We start from the raw sequence: 16287 nt of genomic DNA, 5'->3' as shown, positions 1-16287 counted from the left end.
TTATCCCCCCATCCTCGTCTGTAGTTGTTCCAGCAAGCCGTCAAATCCATGCTGCATAAGGTCCGTCAAGATCGACGGGTAAACACCGAGCAGCACAATCAGCGCCGCCAGCGTGACCATCGGCAGCGCCTCGATGAATCTCGCATCCTTCATGCCCGTAAAGCGCTCAGGCATCGGTCCGTACGTGATATTCAGTACACTGCGAAGCACATATACGGCTGCGAACAACATGCCGAGCACCCCGATCGCGGTCAGCCACTTCATCGAACCGAACAATCCGAGGAAGGACAGGAACTCTCCGACGAATCCCGACAGTCCCGGCAAACCGAGAGAAGCAAGACCCGCGAGCAGCAGAATTCCCGACATAAAAGGAACCGCCCTCGCCAACCCGCCGAGTTCATCCAGCTGCGTCGTATTTGTCCGCTCATATAAGCTTCCTACGATGAGGAAGAGTAAAGCGGAGATGAGCCCATGGGAAACGGACTGATAAATGGCTCCCTGCAGTCCCGCTTCTTCAAGCGAAGCAATACCGAGAAGCACGATGCCCATATGGCTGATGCTGGAGTAAGCGAGAACGAGCTTGAACTCTTTTTGCACACACGCCAGAATGGCTCCGTACAGAATGTTGATCACCCCGAGCACCGCCAACACCGTCGACCACGAGCTGAGCTGCTGCGGAAACAGGAACGCTCCGAATCGAATGAGACCATATACGCCCATTTTGAGCAAAATCCCTGAATGGATCATAACGATGGACGGAGGTGCTTCCGTATGTACCTTCAGCATCCACGTATGGAACGGGAATATCGGAATCTTGATGCCGAACGCCACAAGCAGCAAGATAAACGCCGTCCATTTCATTTCATCCGTAAAAAACACATGAAGACTGAACTGGCTCTCTGCAATATTGGCCGCAGCGCCCGGGTCCGTCAAATTCTGCAGCAGAACATCATAGTTACCGGTGAAAATCCAAGGACCTGCGGCACCGGGTTCAGCCACACTGAGACCTAAAGTAGCGATAAGGATCAGAAAAGCGAACAGCATGGCGGCGGACCCAAGCCCGTTGTAGATCAGAAACTTGACAGCCGCTTTTTCGCGTCCGAAATATCCCCATATGCCAATGAGGAAAAACATCGGAATGAGCGTGATTTCAAAGAAAATGAAGAATAAGACCAAATCCCGCGCCAGAAACACGCCGTACATCCCGGTCAACAGAAGCAAAAACAGGAAGTAGTAGGTCTTCCATCTTTTGCGGATGAAGACGGAAGCCAGTGCGGCCATCGTCGATACGATGCCGGTCAGCAGCAGCAGCGGCAAAGAGATGCCGTCTACGGCCAGATGGTAATCAAAAACGAGTGACAATGTAGAGGCTCTGGCCTCGTACTCATTGTTCAGCGGAATGGATAGCCAAGTATATTGTTCCGTGAAGCCGCCCGCGTTCATTGAAGTTTGATAGGATATGAACAGCCACACGGCAAGAAGCAGCGGAATCACGGTAAATACGATTCCGGTTATACGGAGCCACTGGCTTTGCTCTTTCGGGAGCAGCAGCACGATTATAGCCCCGAGCAAAGGCATTAACGTTATGAGCGACAAAAACGGTATGTTCTCAGGCATTACCAGAACCTCCTTCCCGCGATAGCCAGCAGCAGAATGACGATTCCGATCAATGCGGTAAGCGCGTAAGACTGAACTTGCCCGTTCTGAAGCCTGGTGTTCAACCGGCCGAGAGCGTTAGCGGCTCGCCCCGTCAGGCGGACGGCACCGTCTACGACGTATTCGTCAAAAGCTTCAAGCAGCTTGCCTGCCGCGTAGAGAGGCTTGACAAAGATCAGATGGTAGAGCTCGTCGATATAGTACTTGCGCTCCAATACCATGACTAAGCCCGGCATCCGGGAGGAAACGATATCGCGGCTGATTGTGCCTTTGACATATATCAACCAGCCCAGATAGACGCCCAGCAGCCCTACGGCAACCGATACGACCATGACCAGACCGCTTCCGTGATGATCCGCGGTCTCGCCTGTGAGCCATTCCCCGAACCAGCCGTTGAACGGCGTCTCCACGAATCCGGCAAATAAAGACAGCACCGCAAGCACAATGAGCGGAATCGTCATCACCGGAGGCGACTCGTGCGCATGGCCGTCTTGGCGGGGCTTGCCCGCAAATACGAGAAAGTACAGCCGCGCCATGTACAATGCTGTGAAAAACGCGGCAACAACACCGACAATGAATAAGATCGGAGACTTATTGAGTGCCTCAGTCAATACGGCATCTTTGGACCAGAACCCGGCGAACGGCGGGATCCCGGACAGCGCCAAGGCGCCGATGCCGAATGTCCATGCCGTGATTTTCATCCGGCTGCCGAGCCCGCCCATTTCGCGGATGTCCTGCGTATGTACGCTGTGAATGACGCTGCCCGCGCCAAGGAACAGCAGCGCTTTGAAAAATGCATGAGTGAACAGATGGAACATCGCGGCCGTTACGGAGCCGACGCCGAGCGCCAGCATCATGTAACCCAGTTGACTGATCGTCGAGTACGCAAGTATCCGCTTGATGTCGTTCTGCGCAATGCCGATCGTCGCTGCGAAGATGGCGGTGAAAGCGCCGACGATCGCGACCGTGGTCATCGCCGCCGGTGAAGCTTCAAAAACCGGGAACGTTCTCGCAACCAGGAAGACGCCGGCAGCAACCATCGTTGCGGCATGGATTAAAGCGCTGATCGGCGTAGGGCCTTCCATCGCATCCGGCAGCCACACATGAAGCGGGAACTGACCGGATTTACCTACCGCTCCGACGAAGATGAGCAGAGCAATCAATGTGGTGATTCCTGTCGCAATCACACCGCCCTGGGTACCGAAGACATTATGGATACTGGAGAAGTCGAGCGCATTCCCCGGCATATACCAGAACAGCAGGAGAAGAGCGATGAACAGCCCCAGATCCCCGATTCTCGTCACGATGAATGCTTTCTTCGCGGCTGCTTTGGCCTCCGGCTTCTGATACCAGAATCCGACGAGCAGGAACGAACAAACGCCTACGAGCTCCCAGAAAATATAGAAAGTCAGCAGATTGTCGGACAGCACCAGTCCAAGCATCGAACTGGTAAACAGCGCGACATAAGCAAAAAACGTCGAGATTCTGTCATCCTCGCGCATGTAACCTTGAGAATATAGATTGACGAGAAAGCTGACCAATGTGACCACGACCAGCATGAGCGAGGTCAAGTTCGTCACCTCAAAGCCCGCCGTCAAAGTCATTTCGCCGACCTGAAGCCAGTCGATCTGACGGATGTAGTCCGTTGATGTGCCGGACAGCCGCTCGACCGCGATACATATCGACAAAACCAAAGACAAGAACGTGGCAGCCGTGCCGATCCAGGCTCCGGCCCGCTTCGCGCCTCTGCCCGTCGCCGTCAGTATCGCAAACGCAATCAGAGGGAAAAGCGGGACGAGCCAAGCGTATTCCGCAAAGAAGGTGCTCATAGATGTTACCTCCTCAACTCGTCGAATTCATCCACGTTCACCGTTGCGCGGCTGCGGTACAACACAACCAATATCGCGACGCCGACCGCGGCTTCCGCAGCTGCGACCGTGATGGTGAACAGGGTGAAGATTTGCCCGGCCAGCGACGGGTTGACCCCGTATTTGGAAAAGGCGATAAGATTCAGGTTGACCGCGTTCAGCATCAGCTCAACGGACAGAAGTACGATTATGGCGTTGCGTTTGGTCAATACTCCGTACAGCCCGACACAGAACAGGACGGCCGCCAAGGTTAAGTATGAGGACAGGATCGTCATTGCGGGTCCTCCTCTCGCTTGGCCAGCGCCACTGCGCCGATGAAGGCTACGGTCAGCAGCACCGAAACGAGCTCAAACGGGATCGCGTACTGCGTGAACAGGAGCTTACCGATTTCCAGCGTGTTGTCCGCCGGTAACGAGGCTGCCTCGGCAGGAAATTCTGCGCTTCGTATTCCGTAGAATAGAATGCCGAACAGGCAAAGGCAGCCGATCGCCGCCAGTGTCTCAAGGAGCGGGCGCGCCGGCTCTTGGCCTTCGCCATCGTGTTTGGTCATCATAATGCCGAAGATCATAAGAATCGTAATGGCGCCTACATAGAGCAGCACCTGTACGAACGCTACGAACTCTGCGCCAAGCAGTACATAGAGCCCGGCGAGTGAAATGAACGTGAAAGCAAGCGATAAGGCCATATGGACCACTTTCGTGAAGTTAATGGCCAGCACGGCTCCAACGATCGCACATACGGCCAGCAGGAAAAAGGCCACAAACTCGCCGGTAAATTCGATGTTGAAATTAAACACGGCTTATTTGGCGCCTCCTTTCGGGGAACCGATGTTGTTGTTATCTTCGCGAACGTTGGTGTTGTTTCCGAACAGCCAGTCCTTATCCTTGAACAGTTCATCCCGGCTGTAGGACGCCAGTTCGAAATTATTCGTCATCACAACGGCTTCCGTGGGACAAACTTCGGTACATAGATCGCATAAAATACAAATCTCGAAGTTGATATCATAAGTATCGATCACTTTCCCTTTTTTCTCGGGATCCGGATTGGCTTTGCCGGTAAGTGTGATACATTCGGTCGGGCAAATTCGTACGCATTGGTTGCACACGATACATTTGTCCGGATCGAAATATTGAATTCCGCGAAAACGGTCGGGCATGTCAATCGGAACGTCCGGATATGCCAGCGTTACCTTTTTCGAGCCCAGTGTTTTCATTGTTACGCCCAGCCCTTTGAGCATTCCTTTCATGGCGTCAGCCCCCCGATCATCTCATCAATTCGATGCCTATTGCCGTCAAGAAAATATTGAGAATCGCCAGCGGCAGCAGCACCTTCCAAGCCAAACCCATCAATTGGTCGACCCGAAGCCGCGGGAAAGTGGCCCGAATCCAGAATAGGCTGAACACAATGAACGCAAACTTAACAAAAAACCATAGAATTCCGGGGATGAAATCCAGCTGCGGCGCAGGCGCATTCCATCCTCCCAGGAACAGCAGCGTGGTGAGCGCGGCGATGGCATAGACGTAAACGTATTCAGTCAGCATGAAGAAGGCGAACCGGAAACCGCTGTACTCGACGTGATAACCGGCGACCAGTTCGGATTCAGCTTCCGGCAAGTCGAACGGTGTGCGGTTCAACTCCGATACGGCGGCGACGAGGAATACGGCGAAGCCGATGATCTGCGGAATGAAGTTCCATTGCCAGAAATAGCCCGCCTGCGACTCGACGATCTCCCGCAAATTCAAGCTGCCCGACAGCATGACGCAGCCGACTACAGAGATAACCAGCGGAACTTCATAGCTGATCATCTGCGCGGCGGAGCGCATGCCTCCGAGCAAGGCGTATTTGTTATTGGACGCCCAACCGCCGACGACAATGGCGATTGTGGTTATGCCCGATAATGCGATGTAATACAGAAAACCGACGTTCAGGTCGGCAAACTGTAAATTCATGCTGTACGGAATCATTGCCAGTACGGCAAAAGAAGGAACAAACGCAAGTACAGGCGCCAGCACGAACAGCCCTTTGTCGGCTTTTTTCGGAATTGTATCTTCCTTCAGCAGCAGCTTGGCTACGTCGGCCACCGACTGGAGCAATCCCAACGGTCCCGTCCGGTTAGGTCCTTTGCGGTATTGCATCCATCCGATGACTTTGCGTTCGAAGTAAATGGCATAGGTCACGAAAAAGAGTACAAAAGCCAGTACGCCCACCGCCCCTGCTGCGAAGATGGCCGCCGTTCCCCAGCTCAAAGGCTGATCCCAGAAATGCTGCATCAGCAGTCGACCTCCCCGAGCACGATGTCAATGCCGCCCAAGATCGTAACCAAGTTCGTCATGCTTTCTCCGACCAGCAGCTTGGGCAGAATCTGGAGGTTAACAAAGGACGGCCGGCGGAATTTCAACCGATAGGGCTCGGCTTTTCCTTTGGACACGATGTGACAGCCGATTTCGCCGCGAGGCGACTCGATGCGCACATAGATCTCCCCTGCCGGAGGACGTATGGCGCGCGGTACCTTGCCCATCGTATCGCCTTCTCCGGGGAACTGTTCCAACGCTTGATCCAGAATCCGCAAGCTCTGCGTTATCTCTTCCATGCGGCAGAGATAACGGTCATAGCAATCGCCGTTCTTGCCCACCGGCACATCGAACTCAAAGCGGTCATACAAGCTGTACGGCTCGGTTTTGCGCAAGTCCCACTGCACGCCTGTGCTGCGCAGGTTCGCGCCGGACAACCCGTAATCAATGGCCGTCTGCGCGTCATATTGGCCTACGCCTTTGATCCGGGAGAGGAATATCTCGTTGCCGCTCACAAGATTGTGATATTCGTCGAGACGGAAGTGCATATCCTTCACGAACGTCTTCACACGGTCGATCCAACCGTCCGGCGCGTCCCATTTGACGCCTCCGACCCTCATATAGTTGTAGGTCAGCCGGGCCCCGCACAGCTCGTTAAACAGCTGCAGAATGCGTTCCCGGTCGCTGAAGGCGTACAAGAACGGGCTCATGGCGCCGATGTCGAGCAAATATGTACCCCACCAGACGAGATGGCTGGCCACCCGCTGCATCTCCATCACGATCAGACGAAGAAATTCAGCGCGTTCCGGAATCTCGAGGCCCATCATTTTCTCGACCGAATGGCAGAGAACGTAGTTGTTCGTCATGGCCGATACGTAATCCATACGATCGGTATAAGGTATGATTTGAGTAAAATTCAGGTTTTCAGCCAGCTTCTCGGTTCCCCGATGCAGGTAGCCCATGACGGGAGTCGCTTCCGTTATGATCTCTCCGTCCAATTTCACCACGATCCGGAACACGCCATGGGTACTGGGGTGTTGCGGACCGACGTTGAGCAGCAGTTCTTCTGTACGAATCACGCGTGCTTTACACCTCCGGGTCGAGCGGAACGTAGTCTTTGCGGAGCGGGTGACCGACCCAGTCGTCCGGCATCATGATGCGCCGAAGGTCGGGATGGCCGGGAAAATCTATACCTAGCAAGTCATAAATTTCGCGCTCGTTCCAGTTGGCGGTCTCCCATATGGGAGTGACGGACGCCACGGAAGCATTCTCGCGGTCGGCTTTAACCTTCACGCAGTAAACGTGCCGGCTCTCCAAGCTGAGCGGATAATACACAACTTCCATGTGGGTTTCGTAGTCCACGCCGGACACGTTGCGCAAGTAATTGCAGCCGAGCTCGGCATGATTGCGGAACAGTCCAGCCGCTTGAAGCCAGCGGTCGTTCTTCACAACCAATGTAGGAAGGTGATCGTTCGGTTCGTTAATATAAGCTTCCTCGACGGCGTCTTCCGCTACAAGTTCACGCAGCAGAGCGACAACACGATCCAGGCGAGGCTGATTAGGCGATGGCGGCTTGGGCGGGTCTTGCGGCTCGGAGCCTTCGGCGGAATCGCCGGCGGCGCCTGCAGTCTGAGCGGTTTGAGCCGCCTGCGCCGCCGCTTGAGCCGCTGCCGCTTTGGCGGCTTCACGGGCTTCTAGCGCCGCTTTGCGGCGGGCTGCCTTCTCTTCGTCCGTCTCTTTTCTTTTGGGCGGTGCCGCATCGCCTTCAGCGGCTGGGGCCGGTGCGGCCGGTGTGTCGCCGGCTGCCGGTGCGGGAGCGGCGCTATCTTCCTCGCGCTTGTTGTCGTCGCTCATGCTTCGGTCACCTGCTTCCCGGTCTTCGCCTCATACCGGATCTTCTCCTGAAGCTTGTTGATTCCATAGATAAGCGCCGCCGGATTAGGCGGGCAGCCCGGAATATAGACATCCACCGGAACGATCTGATCCACGCCTTTGATGACTGAATAGGACTTGATATAAGGTCCTCCCGCAGTTGCGCAGGAGCCCATGGCGATGACCCATTTCGGCTCGGGCATCTGGTCGTACAGCCGCTTAAGCAGCGGTCCCATCTTCTTGGTCACGGTTCCGGATACGATCATCACATCCGCTTGCCGCGGCGAAGTGCGGAACATAACGCCGAAACGGTCAAGGTCGTAATGCGCGCCGCCGGCCGCCATCATCTCGATTGCGCAGCATGCGAGACCGAAAGTGAGCGGCCATAATGAGTTGCTGCGGGCCCAGCCTTTGAGCTGATCGATTGTACCGAAGAAAACGTTCTTTTCGATTTCCTGCCGCTCTTCCGGCGACACTTTCGCTAAATCGAGTTCCATTGCAGCACCTTCTTCTTCCAGGCATAGATGAGTCCTATCAACAATAATCCCGCAAAAATGACCATCTCCATCAACGCAAACAGCCCGAGCTGCTTATACGCCACGGCCCAGGGATAGAGGAAGACGGTTTCCACATCGAAAACTACAAACATAAGCGCGTACAAATAATAGCGAACGTTAAAGCGGATCTGGCTGTCTCCCACGGGGTCGTTCCCGCTCTCGTACGTCGTCTCCTTGGCTGTCGTCGGCTTGTGCGGGCGCAGTATTCTTCCGAGGCTGAGCACCAATATCGGAAAAGCGATGCCCAGAACCAGGAAGATGGTTACAATGACGTATGAATTGATGTAGTTCTCCACATCTTCGCCTCCGCGATCTCTATGATGAAAACAGCGCTGTGCGGAAGCCCCGCAGCAGGCAAATTTCCCCCACAATTATAGCAAATGCTCCCAGCCAAGTCCACGAAAAAAGCGGTTTCAGAGTTACTTACTTGATTTCGGCCGCCGCAGCAGCTAGTACGCACTCGGAATGAAAACAATTGCGAAACTAGCGGAAACAAAACAGCAGTGCCTCAAAAGAGGCACCGCCGTTGTATCGCGCCACATCAGCGTCAGTTCAGCCCAATGTCGCTTTCAGCATCCAGATTTGTTTCTGGAGCTCTTCGACTTGTCCGGTAATCAGATCTGCTGTTGCGGCGTCTTCCGCCTCTTCCTCGGCTATTTTTGCGGTCTGCTGCAGACCTTCGACCAAAGCGCTCAAGTCCTTGATCGTTGCGGAAAGCATATCTTCTTCCGTCGGGTTCTTGCTGCCTTCTTTGATCGTGCTTAGATCAAGATATTCTTTCATCGTTGAGGCCGGGCGCCCGCCAATGGCCAGAAGCCGTTCCGCGAGTTCGTCCAGCTTTAACGCGCACATATCATACAGCTCTTCGAATTTCGCATGTAGTACAGGAAAATGCGGGCCTTTCACATACCAGTGGAAGTGATGCAGCTTCACATACATAACCGTCCAGTTCGATAGCTGCACGTTCATCGCGTCATGCAATTTTTTCATATGAGATCCCTCCTACGACTTGTCTTTCTCCGTCATACTTTACCCTGAACAGCCGCTGTTAAATCAAAAGCGATTCGTCTAGCTGCAAGCTCCCAGCTTACTGTGAGCCCGCTGAACCGCCTGAATTTATCGGCTCGGCCGGCGAGCTGTAAGGCGGAAAAACCGTCTTACAGAGAGAAATCAGCTCGACCGGCGAGCTGTAAGGCGGAAAAATCGTCTTACAGTGAGGAATCGGCTCGGCCGGCGAGTTGTAAGTCTGGCCACCGAACTTGCACGCACAAACTGAGCCCGCGAAGTATGCTCTAAGTCCGATAACCGGCCTTACACGGGCCAAACTGCTTGACGCAACGCCTGTAAGTCCGCCAACCGGCCTTACAGCGACAATCGATTGATCCAAAGCCGCGGAACAGGATGCAAAACAAAAAAAACACCCTTGCCGGATCGCATAGGATCCAACAAGGGTGTAATGACAGCTGTTATTCTCCGGCAATGTCCAAACGGTTCATCGCGCGCTGCAGCGCCAATTCAGCGCGTTCAGCGTCATAATCGGATTGTTTCTGTGCCAGACGTCGCTCTGCGCGTTCCTTCGCCAACCGTGCACGGGATACATCGATATCCGAGCCCAGCTCGGCGGCTTCCGCGAGGATGACGACTTTGTCTTTACGCACTTCCATGAAACCGCCGTGAACGGCGATAAACTCATCGTTATTGCCGATCTTGGCTTTAACCGGAGCGATCTTCAATGGAGTAACAAGTGGTATGTGATTAGGTAAAATCCCCAGTTCACCAGCTACACCTTTGACGACGACCATGTTTACGTCTTTCTCGTAAACCTTGCGCTCAGGAGTGACGATTTCCAATCGTAAGGTGCTCATTTCGATACCTCCAAACCGGCGGCTGATTAAACCGCAGCAGCGAGTTTCTTCGCTTTCTCGACGGCCTCTTCAATTGTGCCGACATTGTGGAATGCCGGTTCCGGAAGATCGTCATGTTTCCCATCAAGAATCTCTTTGAAGCTGCGTACCGTTTCTTTAACCGGCACATAGACGCCCGGAATCCCGTTGAACGCCTCTGCAACGTGAAGGGGCTGAGATAGGAACAATTGCACCCGGCGAGCGCGATGCACGATCAATTTGTCTTCCTCGGACAACTCGTCCATACCCAGGATCGCGATGATGTCCAGAAGCTCTTTGTAACGCTGAAGCAATTTCTTAACGCCTTGAGCGACTTGGTAATGCTCTTCTCCAAGCGTCTCAGGGGTCAGGATACGAGAAGAGGACGCCAGTGGATCAACCGCTGGGAAAATCCCCATTGCCGCGATGTTCCGGTCCAAGTTGGTCGTCGCGTCAAGATGCGCGAAAGCCGTGGCAGGAGCCGGGTCGGTATAGTCATCCGCAGGCACGTAGATCGCCTGGATGGAAGTTACGGAACCTTTTTTCGTTGAAGTAATACGCTCTTGAAGCTGACCCATCTCCGTTGCCAATGTCGGCTGGTAACCAACCGCAGAAGGCATACGGCCCAGCAAGGCGGAAACCTCGGAGCCCGCTTGTGTAAAGCGGAAAATGTTGTCGACGAACAGAAGCACGTCGCGGCCTTCTTCATCGCGGAAATATTCGGCCATCGTCAAGCCGGTCAAGGCAACGCGCAGACGCGCGCCCGGTGGTTCATTCATCTGTCCGAACACCATCGCCAGCTTGGCGATAACGCCGGTTTCGCTCATTTCATGATAAAGGTCGTTACCTTCGCGAGTACGTTCACCCACACCGGCAAAGACGGAGATTCCGCCGTGTTCCGAAGCGATGTTGTGGATAAGCTCTTGCATCAGAACGGTTTTGCCTACGCCGCTCCGCCGAACAGGCCGATTTTACCGCCTTTTGTATAAGGAGCGATGAGATCGACGACCTTGATGCCCGTCTCCAGCATGTCCGTGCTAGTCGCCAGATCTTCGAATAATGGGGCTGCACGGTGAATCGGATAGGCCAGCGAACGATCTGCAGGACCCTTGTTGTCGATCGGTTCACCCAGCACGTTATATACCCGTCCCAATGTCGCCGGTCCGACAGGAACCGTAATCGGCGCGCCGCTATCGATGGCATCCGCGCCTCTTACGAGGCCGTCTGTTGAAGACATAGCAACTGCGCGAACCAAGTTGTCGCCCATGTGTTGAGCAACCTCAACCGTAAGGCTGATATCGCGGCCGTTTGCGTTCTCTGCTTTGCTTACAATTGTAATCGCATTGTGAATGTCAGGCAGGTGGCCATGGTCGAATTCGATATCGACGACCGGTCCCAGTACCTGGACAACGCGTCCCTTGCTCATGGACTGTTACCTCCTATAAGTGCGGCCGACAGCGAGATCCTTCAGATCCCGCCCGCCGTCACTAAGTTTATTGCTGTGCACTTGCTCCGCCGACGATCTCTGCAATTTCCTGTGTGATGGCTGCTTGACGCGCACGGTTATAGGTAAGCGTCAGATCCGCAATCATTTTGGTAGCATTCTTCGTAGCGTTACCCATAGCGGTCATCCGTGCGCCGAACTCACTCGCTTTGCCTTCCAACAGCGCGCTGAATACAAGAGTCTCAGCGTATCTGGGCAGAAGCACGCTGAGTACGTCTTCCGGAGACGGCTCGTACTCGTAATCCGATTTTGCCCCTGACATTTGCTCCTGATTCAAAGGAAGCAGGCGCTTCAGTACAGGCACTTGCGTGATCGCATTGTGGAATTCGTTATAAGCGAGATAAAGTTCGTCGTACACGCCGTCTTCATAGCCTTTAACAGCTGCTGAGGCGATTTGTTTGACATCGGAAAACTTCGGAGAATCGGACAAACCCGTAATCTCATCAGCCAAGGCGATATTCCGTCTCTTGAAGAAGTCACGGCCTTTGCGCCCGATCACCAGCACTGCGTATTCATCTGCAGATTGATGATTCTCACGAATCGTCATTAGAACCTTACGAAGGATGTTGGCGTTATAACCGCCGGCCAAGCCGCGGTCAGATGTGATTACCAGGTAAGCCGTTCTCTTAACAGAGCGGCTCTGAAGCATAGGATGCTTGCTGTTTCCAGATCCGGAAGCGATACTGGCTACCACTTCTCTCAGCTTATCCGTATAGGGACGGGAGGCCACCGCCGCTTCCTGGGCTCTTCTAAGCTTAGAAGCTGCGACCATTTCCATCGCCTTCGTAATCTGCTTCGTATTCTGTTTACTCTTAATTGAGCGCTTGATTTCGCGCATCCCTTTAGCCAATCATTGTCACCACCTTATCGCCGGACTTCCTCTCGGAAAGCCCGGCTCAAGCTTTATGGTAAGGTTCGTTCACCACAAACCTATTTAGATTGCTTTTATTACGCGTTCGTTGTTGCAAAGCCTTTTTTGAAGGCACCCACTGCATCTACCAATGCTTTGTCGGTATCGGCAGTCAGATCCTTCGTATCGCGGATGGATGCGAAGATTTCCGGACGGTTCGCGTCCACATAGGACAGGAATTCCTGTTCAAAGCGGCGGATGTCCTGAACCGGAATATCGTCCACATGGCCTCTTGTTACGACGTACAAGGAAACAACTTGACGCTCTACAGACAGAGGCTGGTTAACGCCTTGCTTCAGAACTTCCAACGTACGCACACCGCGGTTCAGACGGGATTGCGTTACTTTATCAAGGTCGGAACCGAATTGCGCAAACGCAGCGAGCTCACGGTATTGAGCAAGGTCAAGCTTGAGCGTGCCCGCTACTTTCTTCATCGCTTTGATTTGCGCGGAGCTTCCTACACGGGATACGGAAATACCTACGTTAACCGCAGGACGCTGGCCGGAATAGAACAAGTCGGACTCCAGGAAGATCTGTCCGTCCGTGATGGAGATCACGTTCGTAGGGATATATGCGGATACGTCGCCCGCTTGCGTCTCGATGAACGGCAATGCGGTCATGGAACCGCCGCCCAGCTCCTCGTTCAGCTTCGCTGCGCGCTCCAGCAGACGGGAGTGCAGATAGAATACGTCACCCGGATACGCTTCGCGGCCCGGAGGACGGCGGAGCAGCAAGGAAAGCTCGCGGTATGCGGCAGCTTGCTTGGTGAGATCGTCATAGATTATCAGTACGTGTTTGCCGTTATACATGAACTCTTCGCCCATTGCGCAGCCGGCATAAGGCGCGATATACAGCAGCGGAGCCGGCTCGGATGCGCTGGCGCTGACGACGATGGTGTAATCCAAAGCGCCATGCTTACGCAGGGTTTCAACAACGCCTCGAACGGTCGATTGTTTTTGCCCGATCGCAACGTAGATACAAATAACGCCGTTGCCTTTTTGGTTCACGATCGCATCGATCGCGATCGCTGTTTTACCCGTTTGGCGGTCGCCGATGATCAATTCCCGCTGGCCGCGGCCGATCGGAATCATCGAGTCGATCGCTTTGATCCCGGTCTGCATCGGTTCATGAACCGATTTACGGGCCATGACGCCCGGTGCCGCAGATTCGATCGGACGGAATTTCGTCGTGTTGACCGGGCCGTTGCCGTCAACCGGCTGACCGAGCGCATTCACGACGCGGCCGAGCAATGCTTCTCCGACCGGAACTTCCATAATGCGACCGGTTCTCTTCACTTGGTCGCCTTCGCGGATTCCTGTATACGGACCCATGATAACGACACCGACGTTCGCTTCCTCTAGGTTGAGGGCCATGCCCATGACTCCGTTGGAGAACTCGAGCAGCTCGCCGGCCATACATTTCTCCAAACCGTGTACGCGGGCAATTCCGTCACCGATCTGGATAACGGTGCCTACGTCGACGACTTGAATATCGGATTGATATTGTTGAATCTGCTGCTTAAGCAGCGTACTGATTTCCTCAGGTCGGATACTCAATTCGTTTCACCCCTGTCTTATTGCTTTAACTAGATTGCCGCTGTTTGCAGCTCTTTTTCCAAACGTTCGAGTTTTCCCCGCAGCTGCCGTCATACAGCGTATCGCCGATCCGAACGGTTACGCCGCCAAGAAGCTCGGGATTCACGGTGTTGGTAACGCGCACTGTCTTGCCGAGCAAAGTGCCGAACTTGTCCGCCAATTTCGTAATCTCTTGCTCCGTTAGAGGCTTCGCAGAGGTCACGTGCGCATCCGCGCGGCGCAGTACTCCGCCGGCTACTTGCAGATAAGCTTCCAATACTGCAGGCAGCTCACCTTCGCGTCCGCGTTCCAGCAGCAGGCTGACCGTATTGAGCACGATGGCCGAAGCCTTGTCGTTAAAAGCGGTGTTCAGCACCTTGAGCTTCGTGTCCAACGTGATGTTAGGCGCGGTCAGGAATGCGCGAACTTCCGCATCCGACTCGACGATATCGGCGATCAGCTTTAATTGGTTTTCCGTTTCAGTGACAAGCCCTTGCTCCAGCGCCAATTCGAACAGCGCCTTGGCATATCGCTTAGCTGCTCCTGTGCCGCGGCTCATGACTTGTTCCCTACCTCTTGCAGGTATTCATCAACCAATTGCTTCTGTGTTTGTTCGTCGACTTGTTTCTCGATGATCTTCGAAGCGATCAGGACGGACAATCCGCTGACCTGAGCTTTCAGTGAAGCCACCGCTTTGTTCTTCTCGGTCTCGATATCGCGAACCGCATCTTCTTTCAGGCGGTTGGACTCGTTACGAGCCGCGATAACAATGTCTTCCGCTTGCTTCGAGCCGGTAGATTTCGCCTGCTCGATAATATCGTAAGCCTCTTTGCGCGCTTGCTGCAGCGCTTGCTTCTGTTCTTCGATCAGACGCTCCGCGTCCGAACGGTTATTCGATGCGCTGTCCAATTGCTCTTGGATCGCCTGGCGGCGTTTCTCCATAATGCCGAGCAGAGGTCCGAACGCTTTTCTTTGAAGAAACCAGAACAGAAGGCCGAAGGATACCAATTGAATGACAAATGTCGTCCAGTTAAAGCTCACCGATCTTCACTCCTTTCACCCTACTGCGGTAAGTGCCTTTTACCCGTTGCATAACGAAGGCGAGGAGGCTGTTCTCTCCGCGCCTGACATAATAATGTACTCTCTTAGCGATTCATAAAGATGAAGGCGAGTACGAGGGAAATGATCGGAAGCGCCTCAACGAGACCAACCCCGATGAATGCCGTCGTCGTAAGCGTACCGCGAAGTTCGGGCTGACGGGAAATACCTTCTACCGTTTTGCTGAAGATCAGACCGTTACCGATACCTGCGCCGAGTGCGCCTAAACCGAATACAATTGCTGCTGCTACAAGTCCTGTCATTTGTGAAAATCCTCCTCGAAAATTTAAGTTGATTGAGTTAATGATCTTCTTCATGAATGCTGGCCTGGCCGATATAAACCATAGTCAGCATAGTGAATACGAATGCCTGGATGGCTCCTACGAACGTGCTGAACCCTTGCCATATGACCAAAGCTGGAATACCGTAGAAACCCATGTTCAAGATGACCCCGATCATGACTTCACCGGCAAAGATATTACCGTAGAGCCGCAATCCGAGAGTCAAAGGCTTGGCCGCAGTCTCGATCAGGTTGATCGGAAGGAATACCGGCCACGGTTGGAGATAGTGTTTCAGATAGTGCTTGCGGTTCTGGCGGAATCCTTGAATATGAGAGAGCGCGATTACCGTCAAGGCGAGTGCCATTGTGACCGCGGCATCGGCTGTCGGGGATTTCCACCATGAAAAATGAGCTTCCTCATGGCCGTCCATATCCAGCGGCAAACCGAGGAAATGAACCTGGCCGTGGGCTTCCGTAATAATACCAAATGGAAGACCGAGCAAGTTCCCAATAAAAATATAGATAATGAGGGTCAATCCAAGGCCGATATAAACCTTGCCCCGCTTGAAATCCGTAGCCATACCGATAATGCTGCTGACGAATTCGACAACCCACTCCATGAAATTCTGCAATTTACCCGGCTTATCGACGGATAGATTACGAGTTGCCATCGAAGCGAGTATCATTACAATGGCAGTCGTGATAACGATCATGAGAATGGCGGCTAAATCAAACGTAATTCCACCGATGTGTACTTTTGGCGCTAAATGATCCATTTAAGTGCTTTTCACCCC

At 53.7% G+C, this 16287-nt stretch carries 18 protein-coding genes and 1 pseudogene; all 19 read right to left on the bottom strand.

What is annotated here, in order from left to right; genetic code table 11:
* On the bottom strand, positions 1-1617 hold the full coding sequence (locus tag SD71_RS06520; RefSeq protein WP_041061194.1) for a complex I subunit 4 family protein: 1617 nt from the start codon (positions 1615-1617) through the stop codon (positions 1-3).
* Entirely contained in the window at positions 1617-3485 is a 1869-nt protein-coding gene (gene nuoL / locus SD71_RS06515; protein ID WP_041061192.1) for an NADH-quinone oxidoreductase subunit L, read from the bottom strand. Before nuoL ends, SD71_RS06520 begins: the two co-directional genes overlap by 1 nt.
* Positions 3486-3490: 5 nt before the next feature.
* Entirely contained in the window at positions 3491-3799 is a 309-nt protein-coding gene (gene nuoK / locus SD71_RS06510; RefSeq protein ID WP_041061190.1) for an NADH-quinone oxidoreductase subunit NuoK, read from the bottom strand.
* Complete coding sequence (locus tag SD71_RS06505) at positions 3796-4320, bottom strand: NADH-quinone oxidoreductase subunit J (protein WP_041061188.1); 525 nt, start codon at positions 4318-4320, stop codon at positions 3796-3798. Before SD71_RS06505 ends, nuoK begins: the two co-directional genes overlap by 4 nt.
* 3 nt (positions 4321-4323) lie before the next feature.
* Entirely contained in the window at positions 4324-4770 is a 447-nt protein-coding gene (nuoI, locus tag SD71_RS06500; RefSeq protein WP_041061186.1) for an NADH-quinone oxidoreductase subunit NuoI, read from the bottom strand.
* A 16-nt stretch (positions 4771-4786) separates the two neighbouring features.
* Positions 4787-5794, bottom strand: a complete 1008-nt coding sequence (nuoH, locus tag SD71_RS06495; protein ID WP_041061183.1) for an NADH-quinone oxidoreductase subunit NuoH — start codon at positions 5792-5794, stop codon at positions 4787-4789.
* Complete coding sequence (locus SD71_RS06490) at positions 5794-6894, bottom strand: NADH-quinone oxidoreductase subunit D (RefSeq protein ID WP_041061181.1); 1101 nt, start codon at positions 6892-6894, stop codon at positions 5794-5796. The genes nuoH and SD71_RS06490 overlap by 1 nt, the downstream gene beginning before the upstream one ends.
* A 7-nt stretch (positions 6895-6901) precedes the next feature.
* Positions 6902-7669 carry an NADH-quinone oxidoreductase subunit C gene (locus tag SD71_RS06485; RefSeq protein WP_082034091.1) on the bottom strand — a complete coding sequence of 256 codons (768 nt, stop codon included), beginning with the start codon at positions 7667-7669 and terminating at the stop codon, positions 6902-6904.
* Positions 7666-8184, bottom strand: a complete 519-nt coding sequence (locus SD71_RS06480; protein ID WP_041061179.1) for a NuoB/complex I 20 kDa subunit family protein — start codon at positions 8182-8184, stop codon at positions 7666-7668. Before SD71_RS06480 ends, SD71_RS06485 begins: the two co-directional genes overlap by 4 nt.
* Entirely contained in the window at positions 8169-8540 is a 372-nt protein-coding gene (locus tag SD71_RS06475; RefSeq protein WP_041061177.1) for an NADH-quinone oxidoreductase subunit A, read from the bottom strand. Before SD71_RS06475 ends, SD71_RS06480 begins: the two co-directional genes overlap by 16 nt.
* Positions 8541-8796: 256 nt before the next feature.
* Positions 8797-9234 (bottom strand): Dps family protein, encoded by a 438-nt coding sequence (locus SD71_RS06470; RefSeq protein ID WP_041061174.1) that lies wholly within the window; start codon positions 9232-9234, stop codon positions 8797-8799.
* A 476-nt stretch (positions 9235-9710) separates the two neighbouring features.
* Positions 9711-10109: a F0F1 ATP synthase subunit epsilon gene (locus tag SD71_RS06465; protein ID WP_041061170.1), complete on the bottom strand. Its 399-nt coding sequence runs from the start codon at positions 10107-10109 to the stop codon at positions 9711-9713.
* Positions 10110-10135: 26 nt separating this feature from the next.
* A pseudogene (gene atpD / locus SD71_RS06460) lies at positions 10136-11553 on the bottom strand (F0F1 ATP synthase subunit beta).
* 67 nt (positions 11554-11620) lie between these two features.
* Positions 11621-12481 (bottom strand): ATP synthase F1 subunit gamma, encoded by an 861-nt coding sequence (gene atpG, locus SD71_RS06455; RefSeq protein ID WP_041061167.1) that lies wholly within the window; start codon positions 12479-12481, stop codon positions 11621-11623.
* 98 nt (positions 12482-12579) lie between these two features.
* Positions 12580-14097: a F0F1 ATP synthase subunit alpha gene (gene atpA / locus SD71_RS06450; protein ID WP_041061165.1), complete on the bottom strand. Its 1518-nt coding sequence runs from the start codon at positions 14095-14097 to the stop codon at positions 12580-12582.
* Positions 14098-14122: 25 nt separating this feature from the next.
* The gene (atpH, locus tag SD71_RS06445) at positions 14123-14674 is read right to left on the bottom strand and encodes an ATP synthase F1 subunit delta (protein ID WP_041061163.1); all 552 of its coding nucleotides are present in this window, start codon (positions 14672-14674) and stop codon (positions 14123-14125) included.
* Complete coding sequence (gene atpF / locus SD71_RS06440; RefSeq protein ID WP_041061161.1) at positions 14671-15156, bottom strand: F0F1 ATP synthase subunit B; 486 nt, start codon at positions 15154-15156, stop codon at positions 14671-14673. The genes atpH and atpF overlap by 4 nt, the downstream gene beginning before the upstream one ends.
* Positions 15157-15260: 104 nt before the next feature.
* Positions 15261-15476 (bottom strand): F0F1 ATP synthase subunit C, encoded by a 216-nt coding sequence (gene atpE / locus SD71_RS06435; RefSeq protein ID WP_041061158.1) that lies wholly within the window; start codon positions 15474-15476, stop codon positions 15261-15263.
* 37 nt (positions 15477-15513) lie between these two features.
* Entirely contained in the window at positions 15514-16269 is a 756-nt protein-coding gene (atpB, locus tag SD71_RS06430; RefSeq protein WP_041061154.1) for a F0F1 ATP synthase subunit A, read from the bottom strand.
* Positions 16270-16287: the final 18 nt, after the last annotated feature.

It is taken from the genome of Cohnella kolymensis (assembly GCF_000829465.1).
GTDB classification, from domain to species: domain Bacteria; phylum Bacillota; class Bacilli; order Paenibacillales; family Paenibacillaceae; genus Cohnella; species Cohnella kolymensis.
The sequence above is the reverse complement of the archived record's forward strand: the minus strand, read 5'-3'. Positions and strand labels throughout refer to the sequence as shown.

Bases quoted from the DNA above. Each gene is read 5' to 3' on its own strand.
- SD71_RS06520 (WP_041061194.1), bottom strand. From the start codon at position 1,617: ATGCCTGAGAACATACCGTTTTTGTCGCTCATAACGTTAATGCCTTTG.
- nuoL (WP_041061192.1), bottom strand. From the start codon at position 3,485: ATGAGCACCTTCTTTGCGGAATACGCTTGGCTCGTCCCGCTTTTCCCT.
- nuoK (WP_041061190.1), bottom strand. From the start codon at position 3,799: ATGACGATCCTGTCCTCATACTTAACCTTGGCGGCCGTCCTGTTCTGT.
- nuoI (WP_041061186.1), bottom strand. From the start codon at position 4,770: ATGAAAGGAATGCTCAAAGGGCTGGGCGTAACAATGAAAACACTGGGC.
- nuoH (WP_041061183.1), bottom strand. From the start codon at position 5,794: ATGCAGCATTTCTGGGATCAGCCTTTGAGCTGGGGAACGGCGGCCATC.
- SD71_RS06485 (WP_082034091.1), bottom strand. From the start codon at position 7,669: ATGAGCGACGACAACAAGCGCGAGGAAGATAGCGCCGCTCCCGCACCG.
- SD71_RS06480 (WP_041061179.1), bottom strand. From the start codon at position 8,184: ATGGAACTCGATTTAGCGAAAGTGTCGCCGGAAGAGCGGCAGGAAATC.
- SD71_RS06470 (WP_041061174.1), bottom strand. From the start codon at position 9,234: ATGAAAAAATTGCATGACGCGATGAACGTGCAGCTATCGAACTGGACG.
- SD71_RS06465 (WP_041061170.1), bottom strand. From the start codon at position 10,109: ATGAGCACCTTACGATTGGAAATCGTCACTCCTGAGCGCAAGGTTTAC.
- atpH (WP_041061163.1), bottom strand. From the start codon at position 14,674: ATGAGCCGCGGCACAGGAGCAGCTAAGCGATATGCCAAGGCGCTGTTC.
- atpE (WP_041061158.1), bottom strand. From the start codon at position 15,476: ATGACAGGACTTGTAGCAGCAGCAATTGTATTCGGTTTAGGCGCACTC.
- atpB (WP_041061154.1), bottom strand. From the start codon at position 16,269: ATGGATCATTTAGCGCCAAAAGTACACATCGGTGGAATTACGTTTGAT.